We start from the raw sequence: 18,976 nt of genomic DNA on the forward strand, positions 1-18,976 counted from the left end.
CGATTTCCACGGGTCAGTACTCGCGGTAGAGCTCGCCGACGGGGACCTCGGCCGCGAGGCGGTTGCCGGGACCGGGCAACGGGCACGCCCACTGCTCGTCGTAGGCGCAGGACGGGTTGTACGCGAAGTTGAGGTCCACCACGAGGCTGCCGGGAGCCCGGCCCTCCCCGAGGTGGGCGCCCTTGATGGTGTCGAGGACGTAGCGTCCGCCCCCGTACGTGCCGCCCGCCGTGCCCGCCGTACCGTCCCGGAGGGGCAGGAACAAACCGCCCCCGTAGGAGCCGAGCTTCCACAGGGCCAGGGTCCCGAGCCCGGACAGCACCAGGGTGCCGAGGCGCCGGAACCGCACCACGCCGTCGGTGCCGGTCGCCACCTCCATCTCCTCGCCCGCCCCGTCGTCGTCGAGCAGGGCCTCGAAGCGGTACGCCGGATCGTAGGGGGCGACGGCGAGCCCGGGGAAGGACGCCCTCGCATGCTCCCCGAGAGCCGAGGCCGGGTGGGTGCGGAAGAGCTCGTCGCGGCCCCGCCGCCACAGGCCGTGCGCGGCCTCGGGCGACTCGGACGTTGCGCGCTCGCGGACGTCGTCGTACAGGCCGAAGACGCGCCGGCGCCAGTCGGCAGTGGCCAGTGCGGTGGTGAGCGCCGTCATGGTGTCAGGCTACGGGACCGCGGCACCGTCTGGTTGCCCAGGCGTACTGTAGCGGGGTGACTCTCGGCATCTTCTTCATCGTGCTGGCCTCCATCCTCGTGGGAGCCGTGGCGCAGCGTATCGCCGGCCTCGGGTTCGCCCTGCTGATCGCGCCGTTCCTCGTGATCATCCTCGGGCCGCACGCCGGCGTGCTCCTCGTCAACATCTGCGGTGTGGTGTCCTCGGCCATCATCGTGGGCCGGGTGTGGAAGGACATCGACTGGAGCATGTTCCGCTGGCTCGTGCTGCCCTCGCTGCTCGGTTCCGTCCCCGGGTCCTTCCTCGCCGTCGCCGTCCCCTCGGCGCCCCTGTCGGTCACGGTCGGCGCCGTGGTGCTCGTCGCCCTCACCATCTCCCTCGTGCTGCAGCGGTCCGACGTCGTGGTGCGCGGCAATGCGCCGAAGGCCGTCGCGGGGTTCACCGCGGGCCTCACGAACTCGATGGCCGGCGTGGGCGGCCCGGCCGTGAGCGCGTACGCCGTGCTCTCGCGCTGGCCGCAGCGCCCGTTCGCCGCGACGCTCCAGCCGTTCTTCGTCTGCATCGGGATCGTGACGCTGACGCTGAAGCTGCTCCTGGACCCATCCCAGGCGCCGGTCCTCGCGGCGTGGATGTGGGTCGCGATCGGGCTGGCCATCGTCGCCGGCATCTACGCGGGGGAGAAGCTCGGACGGTTCGTCCGCGACGACCAGGCGCGGCTGTTCGTCATCGTCATCGCGTTCGTCGGGGCGGCCCTCGCCGTCGTCAAGGGGGTGCTCGACCTCTCCGGGTGACCGGCGCCACCCCACCCGGAGCGGTCCCCGGTCCGCGTCGCGCGGCGCCTCGGGCTCCCGCCGGTGGCACCATGGAGGGGATGAAACTCCCCACCAAACCCCGTTCCCTTCCCATGCCCCTGTGGCTGCAGGGGGTGTTCGAACTCGGTCAGGCGGCCCTGATCTCGGCGCTGCTCGTCCTCCTGCCCGTCGCCGCGGTCTGGCTCACCGGCGGGTTCGCCGACCGTACGCCGGAGTCCGCTGCGCGGCTGGCCGGGCAGGGGTGGCTCGTCATGCACGGCGTGCCGCTCTCGCTGGGGCCGGGACTCCTGCACGTGGTGCCGCTCGGGCTGATCCTCGTGCCACTGCTGCTCGCCTGGCGGGCGGGGCGCCGCCTCGCCCGTGCCTCCTACACCGATCAGCTGTGGCAGGCACTGCTCGGGGCACTGCTCACCTACGCGCTGATCGGCGCGGCCGTCGCGCACTTCTCCGGCACCCCCGACGCGTCGGCGTCCGTGGCGGCCGGGGCGCTGATCCCACCGGTGTCCGCCGGGATCGGCCTCATCACGGGCGCCTACCGGGAGGCGGGGGCGTGGAGCCGGCTCGTCGGCGTCGACTTCGCCGCCTGGGTGAGCCGCACCAGCCAGCACTCCCGCTGGGCGGGCTCCTACGCGTGGTCCGTCCTCCGCTCGGGTTTCCTGGCGGTGATGGTGGCACTGTGCCTCTCGGCCGCGCTGTTCGCCGTGGCCATCGGGCTGAACTGGGCGGGCATCGCCGCCGTCTACGAGCGGATCGACGGCGGGATCGCCGGCGCGTCCGTGATGACCCTGCTCCAGCTCGGGTTCCTGCCCAACCTCACGGTCTGGACCATGGCCTGGTCCACGGGGGCCGGATTCGCGCTCGGCACCGGCAGCTCCCTCACACCGCTCGCCAGCACGGTGGGTCCCCTGCCCGCGCTGCCGATCCTCGGCGCCCTGCCGGCCGGCACGCTCGAGTACGGCTACGCGGCGCTGGCCATCCCCGTCCTCGCGGGTCTCCTCGCCGGGTGGTGGTTCTTCCGCGAGGGCGAGAACCACTTCGACGAGTGGCTCGTCCTCCACAACCCCCACCGGTGGCTGACCTCGACGGCGTCCACCCTCGCGCTCGCGCTGCTCATCGGAATCACGGCCGGGATCGCCGGCGCGGGAGTGGCCCTCGTCTCGCGGGCCTCACTCGGCCTCGGCCGCTTCACGGACCTCGGTCCGGACCCGCTGGCGGTGGGCCTGTGGCTGGCCGTCGAGGTGGCGGTCGGAGCCGTCCTCGGCCACGCCGTCGGGCCCCTGCTGGAGCGCGAGCCGCGCCGCCGCTAGGGCGCCGTCCTGTCCGGGGTCCTGCCTCGGGGGCGGGTCAGCCGTTGAAGCCCTCGAGCTCGCGCAGGCCGTCCTCGCACTGCCCCTGCGCCTCGAGCGTGAGGGCGCGCGACATGCAGTCCTCGTAGGTCTGTGTGACGCGCCAGAGGAGCACCGAGGCGCCGATGCCTGTCACCAGGAAGAGCGACGCCGCGAGACCGAGGGACGTCGCCACCAGGACGAGGCGGGGCAGCTTCGCGCCGATCGCCTTCACGAGGGCGACCACACCGGCGCCGAGCGCGAACAGCGACAGCACGAGCGCGAGCACCTTCCAGGGCAGCATGAGGTTGCTCGCCAGGACGGCGCCCAGCAGGGTCAGCAGGAACAGGCGCAGCCACAGGCGCGCCGAGGCGTCGCCGTCGGTCCTCGTCCGCCCGGCCCCGGTGTGTCCCGGCGTGCCCCGTCCCGTGCCCTGCTGCGTCATCGTTCCTCCTTCGGCATGGTTCAACCCTAGGCGAGCGGCGACCTAAGGTTGAGCCATGCGCATCGTAGTCCTCGTCTCCGGCAGCGGATCCAACCTCCAGGCCGTGATCGACGCCGTCGCCGACGGCACCCTGAACGTCACGCTCGCGGCGGTGGGCGCGGACCGGCCCGGCACCGGCGGCGTGCAGCGGGCGGCCGAAGCGGGCATCGCGACCTTCGAGGTCGACTTCCGCCGGTACACGGACCGGGCCGCGTGGAACCGGGCGCTCACCGACGCCGTCGCGGCCTACGAGCCCGACTACGTGGTGTCCTCGGGCTTCATGCGGATCGTGGACCAGCACTTCCTGGACCGGTTCCCCGACCGCTACCTGAACACGCACCCGGCCCTGCTGCCGAGCTTCCCCGGGGCACACGGCGTCCGCGACGCACTCGCCTACGGGGTCAAGGTCACGGGCTGCACGGTCATGATCGCAGACGCCGGCGTGGACACCGGGTCCATCCTCGCCCAGGCGCCGGTCGCCGTCCTGCCCGACGACACCGAGGCCACCCTGCACGAGCGCATCAAGGTCGAGGAGCGCAGGCTCCTGATCGAGACCCTCGCGGGGCTCGCGGCTGCCGGCTCCGCCGCTTCCGCCGCCAGGTCCGCTGCCGGCTCCGGGACGGGGGCCTGAGGTGCCCCTGGTCGCCAACGCCGTCTACGTCGACGGGAAGAAGCGCATCAACCCGGAGACCCTGGACCAGACGTTCGAGATCATGCGCGACAGCGGCGGCATGGGCTGGATCGGCCTGTACCGGCCGGACCGTGAGGAGATCAGCGCCGTCGAGGCGGAGTTCGGCCTGCACCCCCTCGCCGTCGAGGACGCCACCAACGGCCACCAGCGCGCGAAGCTCGAACGCTACGAGGACACCCTCTTCCTGGTGCTGCGGCCGGCCCGGTACCTCGACGCCGAGGAGAAGGTCGAGTTCGGCGAGCTGCACATCTTCGTCGGGCGGGATTTCGTGGTGACCATCCGGCATGCGGAGTCGCCCGACCTCGGCATCGTGCGGCGCCGGCTCGAGGCCGATCCCGAGCTGCTGGGCACGGGGCCGCAGGCCGTGCTCTACGCGCTGCTGGACCAGGTGGTGGACGAGTACGGGCCCGTGGTGCAGGGACTCGAGAACGACATCGACGAGATCGAGAACGAGCTGTTCGGGGGAGCCCCCGACGTCTCCCGCCGGATCTACGAGCTCCACCGTGAGGTCATCGAGTTCCAGCGGGCCGCGCAGCCCCTCGACGCGATGATGGACGGGCTCCTGCGGGGCTCGGAGAAGTACGAGATGGACGCCGAGCTCACGCGGAACCTGCGCGACGTGCAGGACCACGTGATCCGCGTCGTCGAACGTATCACCACGTTCCGTACGCTGCTCCAGAATGCGCTCACCGTGCACTCGACGCTCGTGGCCCAGCGGCAGAACGAGGAGATGACCCGGATGACGGAGACGTCGCTGACGCAGGGCGAGGAGGTCAAGCGCATCTCCTCCTGGGCGGCGATCCTCTTCGCGCCCACCCTGATCGCCTCGATCTACGGCATGAACTTCGACGTGATGCCCGAGCTGCACTGGCAGCTCGGCTACCCGTTCGCACTCGTGCTCATGGTGGGCATGGGGATCGGGCTGTACTGGGCGTTCAGGCGCAACCACTGGCTCTAGGTCCGGGCGCGGGTGGTGCCGCCGCCGGGTACCGGTCCGTCAGTGCAGCCGCGCGCTCTTCGTCTCCGGGGCGTTGAAGGCCATGAAGACCACGGCGAGCAGCACGAGCCCGCCCGTGAGGGCGAACGTGAGCGGGAGGCCGAGGAGCGGCCACAGCAGGGTGCCGAAGATCAGCGGCACGAGGCCCGCGCCCACCCGGGAGATGGTCGACGCCCAGCCGAAGCCGCTGCCCCGGAGCTCGGTGGGGTACAGCTCCGAGACGTACGTGTAGAGCACGGGGATGGCCACCTGCACCACGAACCCGAAACCGAGCAGCCAGGCCGTGGCGACGGCGGGCAGGTCCAGGGTCAGTGCGAAGGCCACCAGGAGCAGGGCGGATCCCGGACCGGTGATGGCGAGGAGCCACTTGCGGCCGATCCGCTCCACGAGCAGGGCGGCGGCGACGACGCCGAGGAAGCCGACACCCGTCATGAACGTGGTGGTGATGAACGCGACGGACTGCGCGTAGCCGGAGGCGATGAGGATGCGCGGCATCCACGTCAGCGCACCGTAGTAGACGAGCAGGATGGTGAGGAACAGGCTCCATGCGGTCAGCGTGATGCGCCAGTTGTAGCGCCACAGGCCGGTGAGCTGCCCCGAGATGCTGCCGAGGGACAAGCGGGGGATGTCCTCAGGCTCGGGCAGGCGCCAGGCGCGTTCCGTCGCGCCGGTCCGGGCGACGAGGCCGTCGATGACCTCCCGCGCCTCCTCCTGCCGACCGCGCTGCACGAGGTAGAGCGGGGACTCCGGGACGCCGCGCCGCACCCAGAACACGAGGAGCGCGGGGAGCACCATGACGAGCATCGCGTAGCGCCAGTCGCCGAACTGCGCGACGACCGCCGTCGTCACCACCCCGCACAAAAAGGCGCCCACGGGCCACCACGCGTCCATGGCCGTGAGGACCCGGCCGCGCTGGCGTCGCGGGGTGAACTCGCCGACCAGCGCGTAGTCCACCGGGATGCAGCCGCCGAGGCCGAAGCCCGCGAGGAACCGGAACACGCAGAACCAGACGATGTCGGGGGAGAACGCCCCGAGCACCGTGAAGACGGAGAAGACGAGGAGCGTCAGGGTGAACGCCTTCTTGCGGCCGATGATGTCCGCCACCGACCCCCAGGCGAACGCACCGACGGCCATGCCGATCAGGTTCGACGTCGCGATCCACGCCGCCTGGCCGGGGGAGAGCCCCCAGTCGCCGATGAGCAGGGGGATCAGGTAGGCGTTGAGGGTGACGTCCCAGGCGTCGAACATGAAGCCGAGGCCGCCGATGAGGAAGATCTTGCCCTGGACCTTCCAGCGCCAGGGGAGATCCTGCACCACCTGGTCGCCGGTGGGGAGCTGCGTGTTGATGCTCATGATGCCTTCGTGGAGGGGCCGGGTACTGCGAGAACTGTACCGGGAAGCACCCCCGCCGGATCGCCGGGGATGGGGCCGGCGACGGGGTGCCGCACGCCGCCACCTATAGACTGGTGCGCGACCCCGGCGACCCCCTGACTGACGGAGAACTGCGTGAGCCCCCACCTCGACCGTGTCCCCATCCGTCGCGCACTGATCTCGGTGTTCGACAAGACCGGCCTGGAGGAGCTGGCCCAGGGCCTGCACCGTGCAGGCGTCTCGATCGTCTCCACCGGTTCGACGGCGCAGCGCATCGCCGCCGCGGGCGTCCCCGTGACCGAGGTGTCCGAGGTGACCGGCTTCCAGGAGACCCTCGACGGGCGCGTCAAGACCCTCCACCCCAAGGTGCACGCCGGGATCCTCGCGGACCGCCGCCGGCAGGAGCACGTGGACCAGCTGGCAGAGCTCGACATCGAGGCCTTCGACCTCGTGGTCGTGAACCTCTACCCCTTCGTGGAGACGGTCCGCTCGGGTGCGGACTCCGACGCCGTCGTCGAGCAGATCGACATCGGCGGCCCGGCCATGGTCCGGTCCGCCGCCAAGAACCATCCGTCGGTCGCCGTCGTGGTCGATCCGGCCCGGTACGGCGACGTGGTCGCCGCGGCCGCCGAGGGCGGCTTCGACCTGAGGGCACGGCGGCGGCTGGCCGCGTTCGCCTTCGCGCACACCGCCGCGTACGACACCGCCGTCGCGTCCTGGACCGCCGAGCAGTTCGACACGGACGACGACGACTTCTCCTGGCCGGGGTACGCGGGCCTCGCGCTCGAGCGCTCCGAGGTGCTCCGCTACGGCGAGAACCCGCACCAGCAGGCGGCGCTGTACGTGGAGAAGAGTGCAACGCCGGGTATCGCCCAGGCCGACCAGCTCCACGGCAAGGCCATGAGCTACAACAACTTCGTCGACGCCGACGCAGCCCTCCGCGCGGCCTTCGACTTCGACGAGCCCGCCGTCGCCATCATCAAGCACGCCAACCCCTGCGGTGTGGCTGTCGGTTCGGCGGACGCCGAGGACCCGATCGCGGACGCCCACGCCAAGGCGCACGCCTGCGACCCGGTGTCGGCCTTCGGCGGGGTCATCGCCGCGAACCGCGAGGTCACGGCCCGCATGGCGGAGACCGTGAAGGACATCTTCACGGAGGTGGTGATCGCGCCGTCGTTCTCCGCCCAGGCCGTCGAGATCCTCTCGCAGAAGAAGAACATCCGGCTGCTGACATTGCCCGAGGGCTACGGCCGCAACCCGGTGGAGTTCCGCCAGGTGTCCGGGGGGGTCCTCATGCAGGTCGCCGACACGCTCGACGCCGACGGTGACGACCCCTCGGGCTGGACGCTCGCCGCCGGGGAGCGGGCCGACGACGCCACGCTCGCCGACCTCCGGTTCGCCTGGACGGCCTGTCGGGCCGCGAAGTCCAACGCGATCCTGCTGGCCAGGGACGGTGCCTCCGTCGGCGTCGGGATGGGTCAGGTCAACCGCGTGGACTCCTGCCGCCTCGCCGTCGAGCGAGCCAACACGCTCGCCGACACCGAGCGGGCCCGTGGGTCCGTGGCGGCGTCGGACGCGTTCTTCCCCTTCGCCGACGGGCTGCAGATCCTGCTCGACGCCGGTGTCCGCGCCGTCGTCCAGCCCGGCGGTTCGGTGCGGGACCAGGAGGTCGTCGACGCCGCGAACGCTGCCGGCGTCACCCTGTACCTGACGGGCGCGCGCCACTTCTTCCACTGACGCCACCGAAGGGTCCCGCCGTTAGGCGAAGGCCCGCGCACCTCGGTAAGTTAGAGCCGATGGGCAACCCCCAAACCGACCACCGCAGATCACCAGGGAGAAGCCAACCCATGGCCAGAATCATCTACACCCATACCGACGAAGCGCCGATGCTCGCCACCTACTCGTTCCTGCCGATCATCGAGGCGTTCGCGTCCACGGCGGGTGTCGAGGTGGAGGTCAGGGACATCTCACTCTCGGGACGCATCATCGCCCTCTTCGGCGACCACCTCACCGAGGACCAGCAGATGGCCGACGCGCTGGCGGAGCTCGGCGCCCTGGCGAAGACGCCGGAAGCCAACATCATCAAGCTGCCGAACATCAGCGCTTCGATCCCGCAGCTCAAGGCGGCCATCGCCGAGCTCCAGGGCCAGGGCTACGCGCTGCCGGACTACCCGGACCACCCGTCCACCGACGAGGAGAAGGACGTCCGCGCGCGGTACGACAAGGTCAAGGGCAGCGCGGTGAACCCGGTGCTCCGCGAGGGGAACTCGGACCGCCGCGCACCCGCGTCCGTCAAGAACTACGCGCGGCAGAACCCGCACAGCATGGGCGCCTGGACGCCGGAGTCGAAGACGAATGTCGCCCACATGACGACCGGCGACTTCCGCTCGAACGAGCAGTCCGTCGTCATCCCGGCCGATGGCACCCTCCGCATCCAGCAGGTCGCGGCCGACGGAACCGTCACCGTGCTCAAGGACTCGATCCCCGTGCTCGCGGGCGAGGTCGTCGACGGCACCGTCATGCGCGCCGATGCGCTCAACGAGTTCCTCAAGGCCCAGGTGGCCCGGGCCAAGGACGAGGGCGTGCTCTTCTCGGCCCACCTCAAGGCCACGATGATGAAGGTCTCCGACCCGATCATCTTCGGCCACGTGGTCCGCGCCTTCCTGCCCGAGCTGTTCGAGACGTACGGGGAACAGCTCACCGCTGCCGGCCTCAGCCCGAACAACGGCCTCGCGTCGATCCTCGGCGGCCTCGACAAGCTGCCGGAGGACGTCCGCGAGGGCGTCCAGCAGGCGATCACCAGGGGCATGGAGGACGGCCCGGCGATCGCCATGGTGGACTCCGACAAGGGCATCACCAATCTGCACGTCCCGAGCGATGTGATCGTCGACGCATCCATGCCCGCCATGATCCGCAGCTCCGGCCACATGTGGGGACCGGACGGCAAGGAAGCCGACACGCTCGCCGTCATCCCCGACAGCAGCTACGCCGGCATCTACCAGGTGGTCCTCGACGACTGCCGGGCCAACGGCGCGTTCGACCCGACCACCATGGGCACCGTCCCCAACGTCGGCCTCATGGCGCAGGCCGCCGAGGAGTACGGCAGCCACGACAAGACGTTCGAGATCCGGACCGAGGGCAAGGTCCAGGTCCTCGACGCTGACGGCTCCGTGCTGATCGAGCACGACGTCGCGCCCGGCGACATCTGGCGTGCCTGCCAGACCAAGGACGCCGCAATCCTCGACTGGGTGAAGCTTGCGGTCACGCGTGCCCGCGCCTCGGCGACGCCCGCCGTGTTCTGGCTCGACGAGAGCCGCGCCCACGACGCCAAGCTGATCTCCAAGGTCGAGGCGTACCTCGCCGAGCACGGCACGGACGACGTCGAGCTGCAGATCCTGACGCCCGTCGACGCCACCGCCTTCACACTCAAGCGCATCCGCGAGGGTGCCGACACCATCTCCGTGACCGGCAACGTGCTGCGTGACTACCTGACCGACCTGTTCCCGATCCTCGAGCTCGGCACGAGCGCCAAGATGCTCTCGGTGGTGCCCCTGATGAACGGCGGCGGACTCTTCGAGACCGGCGCCGGCGGATCCGCCCCGAAGCACGTGCAGCAGCTCGTGAAGGAGAACCACCTGCGCTGGGACAGCCTGGGTGAGTTCCTCGCCCTTGCTGTGAGCTTCGAGCACCTCGCGACGTCGACCGGCAACGCACGGGCGCAGGTCCTCGCCGACACGCTGGACCGCGCCACCGGCACGTTCCTGCTCGAGAACAAGTCGCCCAGCCGCCGCGTCGGCGAGATCGACAACCGCGGGAGCCACTACTTCCTCGCCCGCTACTGGGCGGAGGAGCTGGCCGAGCAGGAGCAGGACGCCGAGCTCGCCGAGAGCTTCGCGCGCGTCGCCGAGGCGCTGACGGGCAACGAGGACACCATCGTCTCCGAGCTGCTCGCCGTGCAGGGTTCGCCCGCGGACATCGGGGGCTACTACCACCCCGACGTCACGAAGGTCACCCAGGTGATGCGTCCCTCCGCGAAGCTGTCCGAGGTCCTCGCGATCCTGGCCAAGTAGTTCCTCGCCGATCAGCCGGCGTTCCACCCGTATGGTACGCCGGCTGATCACTTTAACAACAGGCATTTACATGCGCCCCATGACAGGCCTATGGTTGCTCCACGGTCTCAACCTGGGGTGGTGTCGCGATGAAGATGCAGAAGCGTCGGTCTCTCACGACCACCCTGCGCGTGTCGTTCCTGACCGGGATCGGAGCCCTCGGCTGGCTGGCCCTCGGTGCCACCGGAGCCTCGGCCGCCGAGTCTCCCCGCGATGCCGGTCTGCTCGACTCGGTGGTCGGCGTCGTCGACTCCGTGAGCGCACCCGCAGTCTCCTCCCTCTCGAAGCCGCTCTCCTCGGTGGCCCCCGCAACCCCGGCATCCGCTGCGCCGCGGCCCCTCCTGGCAGATCTCCCCGTCGTGCCCGACCTCCTGGCCCGCGCGCCGCAGGTAGTCGCGCAGCCGGCGGGCACCGTCCTCGTCCCCGTGACCTCGGCGGTCGACACTCTGGTCGCCCATGTGCCGGTCGTGCACTCCCTGGTACCCGCCGGGACGGTCACGGGTGTGACCTCCCCGGTGATCGGAGCCGTCGACGGGGCCGTCGGCGGCGTCACCGCGCCGGTGCTCGAGGTCGTCACGCCGGTCACGGAGGTCGTGGCCCCGGTGGTCGACGTCGTCGTCCCGGCTCCTGAGATCATTCCTCCCGTCGACGTCGTCGTCCCCGTGCTGGAGGACGCTGCGCCAGTGGCGGCTCCCGCAGTCCCCGCGGTCGACGCCCTGCCCGGCGTCGCGGGAACACCTGCCGAGCCGGTCCGCGCCGACGGCATCACCCCCGCTTCCGACGGCATCACCCCCGCTTCCGACGACGTCACCTCCGCCTCCGGCGGGGCTGGCGGCGCGGTGCAGGACGCGCCTCGGACCGCCTCCGCTGCTCCCGTCGGCAGCGTCGAAGTGGCTGGTCGGAACGCTTCCCTTCTCCCGGTGACCCTGGCAGGCGTCGTGGCCGGGGCATCGCCGACGCCCCCGTCCTGGCAGGTATCGCTCAGGCAACGACCGCCCTGCCGGACCTGCCGACCGCGCCCATCGCTGTGTCCGCGGGCGCCCTGGCCTCCATGACCAGCGGCGGCACCACGGCCCCGCTCGCGGCGCCCAGCGGCGCGGCCCTTCTTGTCGTCATCCTGCTCTCCGGCCGGGCCGACCGCTCCGCGGTGGCCGGTCTCCCGACCTCCCCCAGCTTCGATCCCGGCTCCTCTCCTGATTAGTGGTGGCCTCGCCGTGCTCCGCGCGGCAGACGGCTCGCGGCGCCTCGGGCGTCTCCACACCACTTCGATTCACAGGAGAACATCATGCGTACATGCGTGCAGCGCGGGCTCTACGGAGCCCTTCTAGCCGGGGGCGTCGTCGTCCTCGGAGCAGGGTCGGCAGTGGCTGCAGACCTTTCGGCAACACCCGATGCCGAGCTCGCTTCGAGTCTCGGAACCGTCATCACCGCACCCCTGCAGTCCGGGACCACGAGCGGTTCGGTCATCCAGGAGGCGTTGGTCTCGCTCGATGGTTCCCTCGACCTCGGTGTCGACCTCGGCGTCATCGGCAGCGGATCCTCCGACCACCTGCTCGACGGCGGCCTGCTGGGCGGGAATGTCATCTCGCCCGAGGTCGTGGTGCCGGTGAACCTGTCCGGTAATTCGGTGTCCGTGATCGGTGATTCGTCGACGGCCGGCGGGTCCACGTCGACCGGGTCGACCGGTGGTGCGGCTCTTGCCCCCGCTCCCGCTCCCGCTCCCGCTCCGGCTGAGGGCGGCCTGCTGGGCGGGGGAGTCCTGGGCGGGAATGTGATCTCGCCCGAGGTCGTGGTGCCGGTGAACCTGTCCGGTAATTCGGTGTCCGTGATCGGTGATTCGTCGACGGCCGGCGGGTCCGGATCGACCGGGTCGACCGGTGGTGCGGCTCCTGCTCCCGCTCCGGCTCCGGCTGAGGGCGGCCTGCTGAACGGGGGAGTCCTCGGCGGGAATGTGATCTCGCCCGAGGTCGTGGTGCCGGTGAATGTCGGTTGCAATGATGTGACCCTGATCGGTGACAGTGCCTCTGATTGCACGAACGGTTCCACCGGCACGACGCCCGGCACGACGCCCGGAACCACGCTCGGCACCACTGACGGCGGCATCCTCGGCGGGAATGTGATCTCGCCCGAGGTCGTGGTGCCGGTGAACCTGTCCGGTAATTCGGTGTCCGTGATCGGTGATTCGTCGACGGCAGGCGGGTCCACGTCGACCGGGTCGACCGGTGGTGCGGCTCCCGCTCTCGCTCCGGCAGCGGCTGAGGGCGGCCTGCTGGGCGGGGGAGTCCTGGGCGGGAATATCATCTCGCCCGAGGTCGTGGTGCCGGTGAATGTCGGCTGCAACGGTGTGACCGTGATCGGTGACAGTGCCGCTGATTGCACGACCGGTACCACCGGCACCACGCCCGAAACGACGCCCGGCACCACGCCCGGCATGACGCCCGGCACCACGCCCGGTAGCACTGACGGCGGCATCCTCGACGGGAATGTGATCTCACCCGAGATCGTCATCCCGGTGAATGTCGGTTGCAACGATGTGACCCTGATCGGTGACAGTGCCTCGGATTGCGGCGCCGGCGCTGGAGCTCCGACTAACCCGACTACCCCGGTGACTCCGACTACTCCGGCTACCCCGGTGACTCCGGTGACTCCGACGACCCCGGTGACTCCGGCTACCCCGACTACCCCGACCACCCCGACCACCCCGACCACCCCGACCACCCCGACCGCCCCGACCACCCCTGACGTTCCCGGATCGGGCGGCAACGGCGGCACCGATGGCCCTGGCGGAACGAATGATGGCGGAACGAATGACGGCGGAACGAATGATGGCGGAACGAATGATGACGGCACCAACGATGGCCGCTCGAACGACGCCGACGCCGACGTCGCCGCAACGGTCCGCGACGCGGGGACCGGTACCGCACCCGGCACGATCTCCGCAGCGAGCACCTCGGTGAACGTCACCACGGCAGCCGGTGCAGCCGGTGCACCCGGCGCGGCATCGAGCACCCCGAAGGCCCTCGCCTCCACGGGATTCGCCGCGCAGCAGATCCTGCTCCTCGGCTCCCTGCTGCTTCTCGCCGGCGCAGGCGGTCTGCTGGCCGCCCGCCGCTCGAAGGCAGGCGCATAGCCGGTCCTGTCGAACCAAAAAGGACGGGTCCCCGCAGCGGAAGCTGCGGGGACCCGTCCTGCGGCGTGCGTCGGCCGCGACTCGTCAGGCGGCGTCGTTCTCGTAGCGCAGGCCGATCTGCGCCCGCACGCCGTCGAGCAGGCGCATGGTCCTCACGCTGTCGCTGACCGGCATCGTCGGGCTCTCGGTGAGGCCTTCCTGGATGCAGCGCGTCACCTCGCGGAGCTCGTAGGTGTACCCCGCGCCCACCTGCTCGAACTCCTCCACCCGCGCCTCACCCGGGCCGGCCTGGATGGTCAGCTCCTTCGGGTTGTGGAGGTGCCCGCCGCCGGTCTTCAGCCAGCCCTTCGATCCGCAGACCGTCGCCTGCCCCGGGCACGAGGCGATGAACGACGACGACAGCTGGGCATACGCCCCGCCCGCGTAGCTGAGGGTCACGGCTGCCTGCAGATCGACGCCGTCGTCGTTCAAGGTGCCGACGGCGGACACCGAATCGGGGAAGCCGAGTGACCCCAGTGCCCACGTGAGCGGGTAGACCGTCAGGTCCATGAGGGCCCCGCCGCCGGCCTTCGGGTCCCACAGGCGGCTGCTCGGATCGTCGGGTGCGGCGAAGCCGAGGTCCGCCTGCACCCACCGGATGTCACCGAGCTCCCCGGAGTGGATGATCTCCCACGCGCGGTTGACGCTGGGGAGGAAGCGCGTCCAGACGGCCTCCATGAGGAACAGCCCCCGGGTGGCCGCGATGGCGGCCAGTTCCTCGGCCTCGGTGGCATTGATGGTGAACGGTTTCTCGCACAGGACGTGCTTCCCGCCGGTGAGGGCGGCCTTGGCGACCTCGTAGTGCTGGCCGTGCGGAGTGGTGATGTAGACGACGTCGACCTCCGGGTCGTCCACGAGGCGCTGGTATCCCGCCGTGCCGCCGTCGTTCCCGTAGCTCGTGGCGAACCCGAACCGCTCGGCGAAGGCAGCGGCACTGTCCGCGCTGCGCGAGCTCACCGCGTGGAGCACCGCGTCCTCGAGCAGGGCGATGTCCTGGGTGACCTTGGCGGCGATGCCGCCCGTGGCGATGACACCCCACTTCAGGGGACGGCCGGTGGCGACGACGGGACTGGGAGCCCCTGCTTCCGCGCAGGGGGGAACGATCAGGCGATTCTGTGGAGTCATGGACCTATCCTTGCCGCACGCGGGGCCCGCGTCCAGCACCCCCCCTGGTCCGGGGTCGGCACGGTGTCCGGACACGACGAAGCGCCCCGGCCGGGAGGGCCGGGGCGCTTCAGCTGGAACTGACCCGGAAAGTCCGGGCGGCCCTTACTTGGTGAGCGCGGACAGCGTGGGGTCGTTGGCGTACGCCTCGGCGGCGTTCTCCTTCGTCACGATCTGCGGCTCGAGGAGGTAGGCGGGAACGGTCTTCACGCTGTTGTCGTAGGAGTCGGGATCGTTGATCTCGGGCTCGTCGCCGGCCTGCAGGTTTCCGACCATCTCGATGGAGTGCTCCACGAGGGCGCGGGTGTCCTTGTTGATGGTGGAGTACTGCTTGCCCTCCATGATCAACTTCACGGACTCGACCTCGGAATCCTGACCGGTGACGACGGGCAGCGGCTTGCCTGCGCCCTCGACGGATGTCAGGACGGCGCGGGCGAGCGTGTCGTTGGGGGAGAGGACGCCGTCGAGCTCGGTCGAACCGTAGCTGCCGGAGAGCAGGGAATCCGCACGCTTCTGCGCGTTCTCCGCCTTCCAGCCCTGGGTCACAGCTTGCTCGAAGGATGTCTGGCCGGAGACGACCACGAGGTTGCCGTTGTCGATCTCGGGCTGCAGGATGCTCATGGCCCCGTCGAAGAACACCTTCGCGTTGGCGTCGTCGGGCGAACCGGCGAACAGCTCGATGTTGTACGGGCCCTCGGGCTTCTTGGCCTTCATGCCGTCGAGCAGGGCCTGGCCCTGCAGCTCGCCGACCTTGAAGTTGTCGTACGCCACGTAGTAGTCCACATCCTCGGTGTTGAGGAGCAGACGGTCGTAGGCGATGACGGTGATGCCGGCTTCCTTCGCCTGCGCGAGCTGCGTGCCGAGCTGGGCGCCGTCGATGGCACCGACGATCAGGACCTTCACACCGTTGGTGATCATGGAGCTGATCTGGTTCTGCTGCTCGGAGACGCCACCGTTGGCGAACTGCACGTTCGGTTCGTAGCCGGCCTCGGTGAGGCCGTCGTTGAAGAGCGTCTCGGCGAGAACCCAGTTCTCCGACGTCTTCTGCGGCAGGGCGACGCCGATCGCGGACCCGGTCTCGAAACCGGAGGCGGCAGCTTCGCCGCCCTCCGTCGTGGTACCCGTGTCTTCGCGGCCGCACCCGGTCAGCGTCAATGCTGATACTGCAGCGATGGCTGCGAGGGATTTTGCGAACTTACGCATTCCATTCTCTTTCTGTCGCTCTTGCTCTTGTTCTGATGGACGGATGGAGCTTGCCTGGGACCGGCGTGAGCCGCATCCCTAGACGTCGTGGGAGATTACTTCCTTCGTCCCGATGGCCTGCTCCGTCGGAGCGACCTCGCGAACGGGGGCGTCGGGCTTCCTGCCGCCGCCACCCCCGCCGAAGTTCCTGGTGAGCAGGCCGATGATGGACGGCTTGCCCTGGCTCTTGTTGTAGACGTCGAAGGCGACGGCGACGAGCAGGACGAGTCCCTTGATGATCTGGGTCAGGTCAGCACCGATGCCGAGCAGCTGGAGTCCGTTGTTGAGCACGGCCATGACGAGGCCGCCGATGATGGACCCGACCACGGTGCCCACGCCGCCGCTGACGGCCGCGCCACCGATGAAGACGGCGGCGATCGCGTCGAGTTCCCAGCCCACGCCGTCGGACGGGCCGGAAGCCGTGGAGCGCCCGACGAAGATCATGCCGGCGAGGGCGGCGAGGACCGACATGTTCATCATGACCATGAAGTTCACGCGCTTGCTCTGGACGCCGGAGAGTTCCGCCGCGTGGCGATTACCGCCGACGGCGTACACGTGCCGGCCGAGGATGGTCTTGTTCGAGACGAAGGCGTAGATGATGACGAGGACGCCGAGGATCAGGCCCGGGATTGGGAACGAGGTGCCGGGGCGGCCGGTCGCGAACAGGTAGGTCGCGTAGAGGATGACCGCGCAGAGCAGGCCCAGCTTGACCACGGGCACCCAGGCCGGGGCGATCTCGGCGCCGATCTTCTCGAGCTTGCGGCGGCTGCGGATCTCCCGGTAGATGACGAAGGCCACCAGGCCGAGTCCCAGCAGGACGGTCAGGTTGTTGTACCCGGTGTTGGGGCCCACCTCGGGGAGGTAGCCCGCTCCGAGGTACCGGAATCCCTCGGGTACGGGAACCGTGTTCGAGTCGCCCACCGCCTGATTGGCGCCGCGGAACAGGAGCATGCCGGCCAGCGTCACGATGAACGCCGGTATCCCGACGTACGCCACCCAAAATCCCTGCCACAGGCCGATGACGGCACCGAGGACCAGGCCGAGGAGGACGCCCATGTACCAGGGGATGCCCCAGTCGCGCATGGCGATCGCGACGACGATCCCGACGAATGCGGCGATGGAACCGACCGAGAGGTCGATGTGGCCCGCGATGATCACGAGCACCATCCCGATGGCGAGGATCAGGATGTAGGAGTTGCCGTTGAACAGGTTCATCATGTTGCCGGGAGTGAGGGTCTTGCCGCCGGTCTGCCACTGAAAGAACACGACGAGTGCGACCAGGGCGAAGATCATCCCGAACTGGCGGGTGTTCCCGCCGAGGATTTGTTTGAGTGCTTTCATGGTGTCTTTCCTAGGGCTACGGTCAGGCAGTTTTCCTGCTGGCGGTCATGAGTTTCATCAGCGATTCCTGATTCGCCTCGGTGCGGGTCAGTTCTCCGGTGATGGCGCCTTCGAAGATCGTGTAGATCCGGTCGGAGAGGCCGAGCAGTTCAGGCAGTTCCGAGGAGATGACGATAACGCCCTTGCCCTGATCCGCAAGCCTCTGGATGATGCCGTAGATCTCGTACTTGGCGCCCACGTCGATGCCGCGGGTCGGCTCGTCGAGGATGAGCAGCTCGGGATCGGTGAACATCCACTTGGCGAGCACCACCTTCTGCTGGTTCCCGCCGGAAAGTGTGGCGACGCCGTCGTTGACGCTCGGCGCCTTGGTGCGCAGCGACTTCCGGTACTCCTCGGCGACCCGGAACTCCTCGTCCTTGTCCACCACGAGGCCGCGCGTGATCTTCTTCAGGTCGGCGGACACCGTGGTGGCCTTGATGTCATCGAGGAGGTTGAGCCCGAGCGACTTCCGGTCCTCCGTCACGTAAGCGAGGCCGGCGTCGATGGCCTGGGGTACCGAGCGCAGCGTGACCTCCTTGCCGTTGATGAGGATCTGACCGGACTTGAAGTTGCCGTACGAGCGGCCGAAGACGGAGCGGGCGAGCTCGGTGCGCCCCGCGCCCATCAGGCCGGCGAAACCGACGATCTCGCCGCGGCGCACCTTGAAGCTGGAGTTCTTGCACACCAGGCGGTCGGGGACCGTGGGATGCCCGACCGTCCAGTTGCGGACCTCGAAGAAGGTCTCGCCGATCGACGGCGTGTGGTCGGGGAAGCGTGACTCGAGAGAGCGTCCCACCATGCCGCGGATGATGCGGTCCTCGTCCACGCCGTCGTTCTTGACGTGCAGCGTCTCGATCGACCTGCCGTCCCGGATGATGGTGATGGAGTCGGCGATCTGCTCGATCTCGTTGAGCTTGTGGGAGATCATGATGCAGGAGATGCCCTTGCTGCGCAGGCCCGCCATGAGGTCGAGGAGGTGCTGCGAGTCGGACTCGTTGAGCGCCGCGGTCGGCTCGTCGAGGATGAGGAGCTTCACGGACTTGTTGAGCGCCTTGGCGATCTCGACCAGTTGCTGCTTGCCGACGCCGATGTCCTTGATTTTCGTCGTCGGGTCCTCGGTGAGGCCCACGCGGGCCATGAGGTCGAGGGTGGTCCGGTTGACGTAGTCCCAGTCGATGACGCCGAACCGGGTGGGCTCGTTGCCGAGGAAGATGTTCTCGGCGATCGAGAGCTCGGGGATGAGCGCGAGTTCCTGGTGGATGATCACGATCCCCGCGGCCTCGCTGGCGCGGATGTCCTTGAACTCGACCACCTCGCCCTGGAACACGATGTCGCCGGAGTAGTCGCCGTAGGGGTAGAGGCCCGAGAGGACCTTCATCAGGGTGGACTTGCCGGCCCCGTTCTCCCCGCAGATGGCGTGGATCTCGCCGGCCTGTACCTCGAGGGAAACGTCGGAGAGGGCTTTGACTCCCGGGAACTCCTTGGTGATGGAGCGCATCTCAAGGATGGTGTGGTTGTTCATGGGGCCTCCCGCAGTGACGGCGTTGTCTTGGTGCAGGCCCAAC

The 18,976-nt window shown here is 69.4% G+C and carries 16 protein-coding genes; 9 read left to right on the top strand and 7 right to left on the bottom strand.

Annotated elements, in window-relative coordinates; translation table 11 throughout:
• Nucleotides 1-13: 13 nt before the first annotated feature.
• Nucleotides 14-649 (bottom strand): DUF1684 domain-containing protein, encoded by a 636-nt coding sequence (locus AC4D2O_RS05220; RefSeq protein ID WP_490905559.1) that lies wholly within the window; start codon nt 647-649, stop codon nt 14-16.
• Between the two features lie 56 nt (nt 650-705).
• On the opposite strand from AC4D2O_RS05220, the gene AC4D2O_RS05225 reads away from it, so the two are divergent.
• Complete coding sequence (locus tag AC4D2O_RS05225) at nt 706-1,458, top strand: TSUP family transporter (protein WP_490905560.1); 753 nt, start codon at nt 706-708, stop codon at nt 1,456-1,458.
• Nucleotides 1,459-1,538: 80 nt separating this feature from the next.
• The gene (locus AC4D2O_RS05230) at nt 1,539-2,786 is read left to right on the top strand and encodes a cell division protein PerM (protein ID WP_490905561.1); all 1,248 of its coding nucleotides are present in this window, start codon (nt 1,539-1,541) and stop codon (nt 2,784-2,786) included.
• A gap of 37 nt (nt 2,787-2,823) precedes the next feature.
• Here AC4D2O_RS05230 and AC4D2O_RS05235 read toward each other — a convergent pair whose 3' ends face one another.
• The gene (locus AC4D2O_RS05235; protein ID WP_490905562.1) at nt 2,824-3,249 is read right to left on the bottom strand and encodes a hypothetical protein; all 426 of its coding nucleotides are present in this window, start codon (nt 3,247-3,249) and stop codon (nt 2,824-2,826) included.
• A 55-nt stretch (nt 3,250-3,304) separates the two neighbouring features.
• On the opposite strand from AC4D2O_RS05235, the gene purN reads away from it, so the two are divergent.
• Both purN and corA read left to right on the top strand, forming a co-directional pair.
• Nucleotides 3,305-3,919: a phosphoribosylglycinamide formyltransferase gene (gene purN, locus AC4D2O_RS05240; RefSeq protein WP_490905563.1), complete on the top strand. Its 615-nt coding sequence runs from the start codon at nt 3,305-3,307 to the stop codon at nt 3,917-3,919.
• A 1-nt stretch (nt 3,920) separates the two neighbouring features.
• Nucleotides 3,921-4,937 carry a magnesium/cobalt transporter CorA gene (corA, locus tag AC4D2O_RS05245; protein ID WP_490905564.1) on the top strand — a complete coding sequence of 339 codons (1,017 nt, stop codon included), beginning with the start codon at nt 3,921-3,923 and terminating at the stop codon, nt 4,935-4,937.
• A gap of 39 nt (nt 4,938-4,976) precedes the next feature.
• Here the strand turns inward: corA and AC4D2O_RS05250 are convergent, their stop codons facing one another.
• Nucleotides 4,977-6,329 (bottom strand): MFS transporter, encoded by a 1,353-nt coding sequence (locus tag AC4D2O_RS05250; protein ID WP_490905566.1) that lies wholly within the window; start codon nt 6,327-6,329, stop codon nt 4,977-4,979.
• Nucleotides 6,330-6,482: 153 nt separating this feature from the next.
• On the opposite strand from AC4D2O_RS05250, the gene purH reads away from it, so the two are divergent.
• The 5 genes from purH to AC4D2O_RS05275 all read left to right on the top strand — a co-directional run bounded on the left by purH (nt 6,483) and on the right by AC4D2O_RS05275 (nt 13,586).
• Nucleotides 6,483-8,084, top strand: a complete 1,602-nt coding sequence (gene purH, locus AC4D2O_RS05255) for a bifunctional phosphoribosylaminoimidazolecarboxamide formyltransferase/IMP cyclohydrolase (RefSeq protein ID WP_490905567.1) — start codon at nt 6,483-6,485, stop codon at nt 8,082-8,084.
• A 110-nt stretch (nt 8,085-8,194) separates the two neighbouring features.
• The gene (locus tag AC4D2O_RS05260) at nt 8,195-10,417 is read left to right on the top strand and encodes an NADP-dependent isocitrate dehydrogenase (RefSeq protein WP_490905568.1); all 2,223 of its coding nucleotides are present in this window, start codon (nt 8,195-8,197) and stop codon (nt 10,415-10,417) included.
• A gap of 128 nt (nt 10,418-10,545) precedes the next feature.
• Nucleotides 10,546-11,511 carry a hypothetical protein gene (locus AC4D2O_RS05265; RefSeq protein ID WP_490905569.1) on the top strand — a complete coding sequence of 322 codons (966 nt, stop codon included), beginning with the start codon at nt 10,546-10,548 and terminating at the stop codon, nt 11,509-11,511.
• Nucleotides 11,508-11,657, top strand: a complete 150-nt coding sequence (locus tag AC4D2O_RS05270; RefSeq protein ID WP_490905570.1) for a hypothetical protein — start codon at nt 11,508-11,510, stop codon at nt 11,655-11,657. Before AC4D2O_RS05265 ends, AC4D2O_RS05270 begins: the two co-directional genes overlap by 4 nt.
• An 84-nt stretch (nt 11,658-11,741) precedes the next feature.
• Nucleotides 11,742-13,586, top strand: a complete 1,845-nt coding sequence (locus AC4D2O_RS05275) for a chaplin family protein (RefSeq protein WP_490905571.1) — start codon at nt 11,742-11,744, stop codon at nt 13,584-13,586.
• 84 nt (nt 13,587-13,670) lie between these two features.
• On the opposite strand, the gene AC4D2O_RS05280 is transcribed toward AC4D2O_RS05275, so the two are convergent.
• The 4 genes from AC4D2O_RS05280 to mmsA all read right to left on the bottom strand — a co-directional run bounded on the left by AC4D2O_RS05280 (nt 13,671) and on the right by mmsA (nt 18,933).
• Entirely contained in the window at nt 13,671-14,750 is a 1,080-nt protein-coding gene (locus tag AC4D2O_RS05280; protein ID WP_490905572.1) for a Gfo/Idh/MocA family protein, read from the bottom strand.
• Between the two features lie 144 nt (nt 14,751-14,894).
• Complete coding sequence (locus tag AC4D2O_RS05285) at nt 14,895-15,992, bottom strand: substrate-binding domain-containing protein (RefSeq protein WP_490905574.1); 1,098 nt, start codon at nt 15,990-15,992, stop codon at nt 14,895-14,897.
• A gap of 78 nt (nt 15,993-16,070) precedes the next feature.
• Nucleotides 16,071-17,372, bottom strand: a complete 1,302-nt coding sequence (gene mmsB / locus AC4D2O_RS05290; protein WP_490905576.1) for a multiple monosaccharide ABC transporter permease — start codon at nt 17,370-17,372, stop codon at nt 16,071-16,073.
• Between the two features lie 22 nt (nt 17,373-17,394).
• The gene (mmsA, locus tag AC4D2O_RS05295; RefSeq protein WP_490905577.1) at nt 17,395-18,933 is read right to left on the bottom strand and encodes a multiple monosaccharide ABC transporter ATP-binding protein; all 1,539 of its coding nucleotides are present in this window, start codon (nt 18,931-18,933) and stop codon (nt 17,395-17,397) included.
• Nucleotides 18,934-18,976: the final 43 nt, after the last annotated feature.

It is taken from the genome of Arthrobacter sp. TJ-238 (assembly GCF_058269215.1).

Bases quoted from the DNA above. Each gene is read 5' to 3' on its own strand.
- purN (WP_490905563.1), top strand. From the start codon at position 3,305: ATGCGCATCGTAGTCCTCGTCTCCGGCAGCGGATCCAACCTCCAGGCC.
- AC4D2O_RS05275 (WP_490905571.1), top strand. From the start codon at position 11,742: ATGCGTACATGCGTGCAGCGCGGGCTCTACGGAGCCCTTCTAGCCGGG.
- AC4D2O_RS05285 (WP_490905574.1), bottom strand. From the start codon at position 15,992: ATGCGTAAGTTCGCAAAATCCCTCGCAGCCATCGCTGCAGTATCAGCA.
- AC4D2O_RS05270 (WP_490905570.1), top strand. From the start codon at position 11,508: ATGACCAGCGGCGGCACCACGGCCCCGCTCGCGGCGCCCAGCGGCGCG.
- AC4D2O_RS05280 (WP_490905572.1), bottom strand. From the start codon at position 14,750: ATGACTCCACAGAATCGCCTGATCGTTCCCCCCTGCGCGGAAGCAGGG.
- AC4D2O_RS05250 (WP_490905566.1), bottom strand. From the start codon at position 6,329: ATGAGCATCAACACGCAGCTCCCCACCGGCGACCAGGTGGTGCAGGAT.
- AC4D2O_RS05265 (WP_490905569.1), top strand. From the start codon at position 10,546: ATGAAGATGCAGAAGCGTCGGTCTCTCACGACCACCCTGCGCGTGTCG.
- AC4D2O_RS05230 (WP_490905561.1), top strand. From the start codon at position 1,539: ATGAAACTCCCCACCAAACCCCGTTCCCTTCCCATGCCCCTGTGGCTG.
- AC4D2O_RS05220 (WP_490905559.1), bottom strand. From the start codon at position 649: ATGACGGCGCTCACCACCGCACTGGCCACTGCCGACTGGCGCCGGCGC.
- mmsA (WP_490905577.1), bottom strand. From the start codon at position 18,933: ATGAACAACCACACCATCCTTGAGATGCGCTCCATCACCAAGGAGTTC.
- AC4D2O_RS05260 (WP_490905568.1), top strand. From the start codon at position 8,195: ATGGCCAGAATCATCTACACCCATACCGACGAAGCGCCGATGCTCGCC.
- AC4D2O_RS05235 (WP_490905562.1), bottom strand. From the start codon at position 3,249: ATGACGCAGCAGGGCACGGGACGGGGCACGCCGGGACACACCGGGGCC.
- mmsB (WP_490905576.1), bottom strand. From the start codon at position 17,372: ATGAAAGCACTCAAACAAATCCTCGGCGGGAACACCCGCCAGTTCGGG.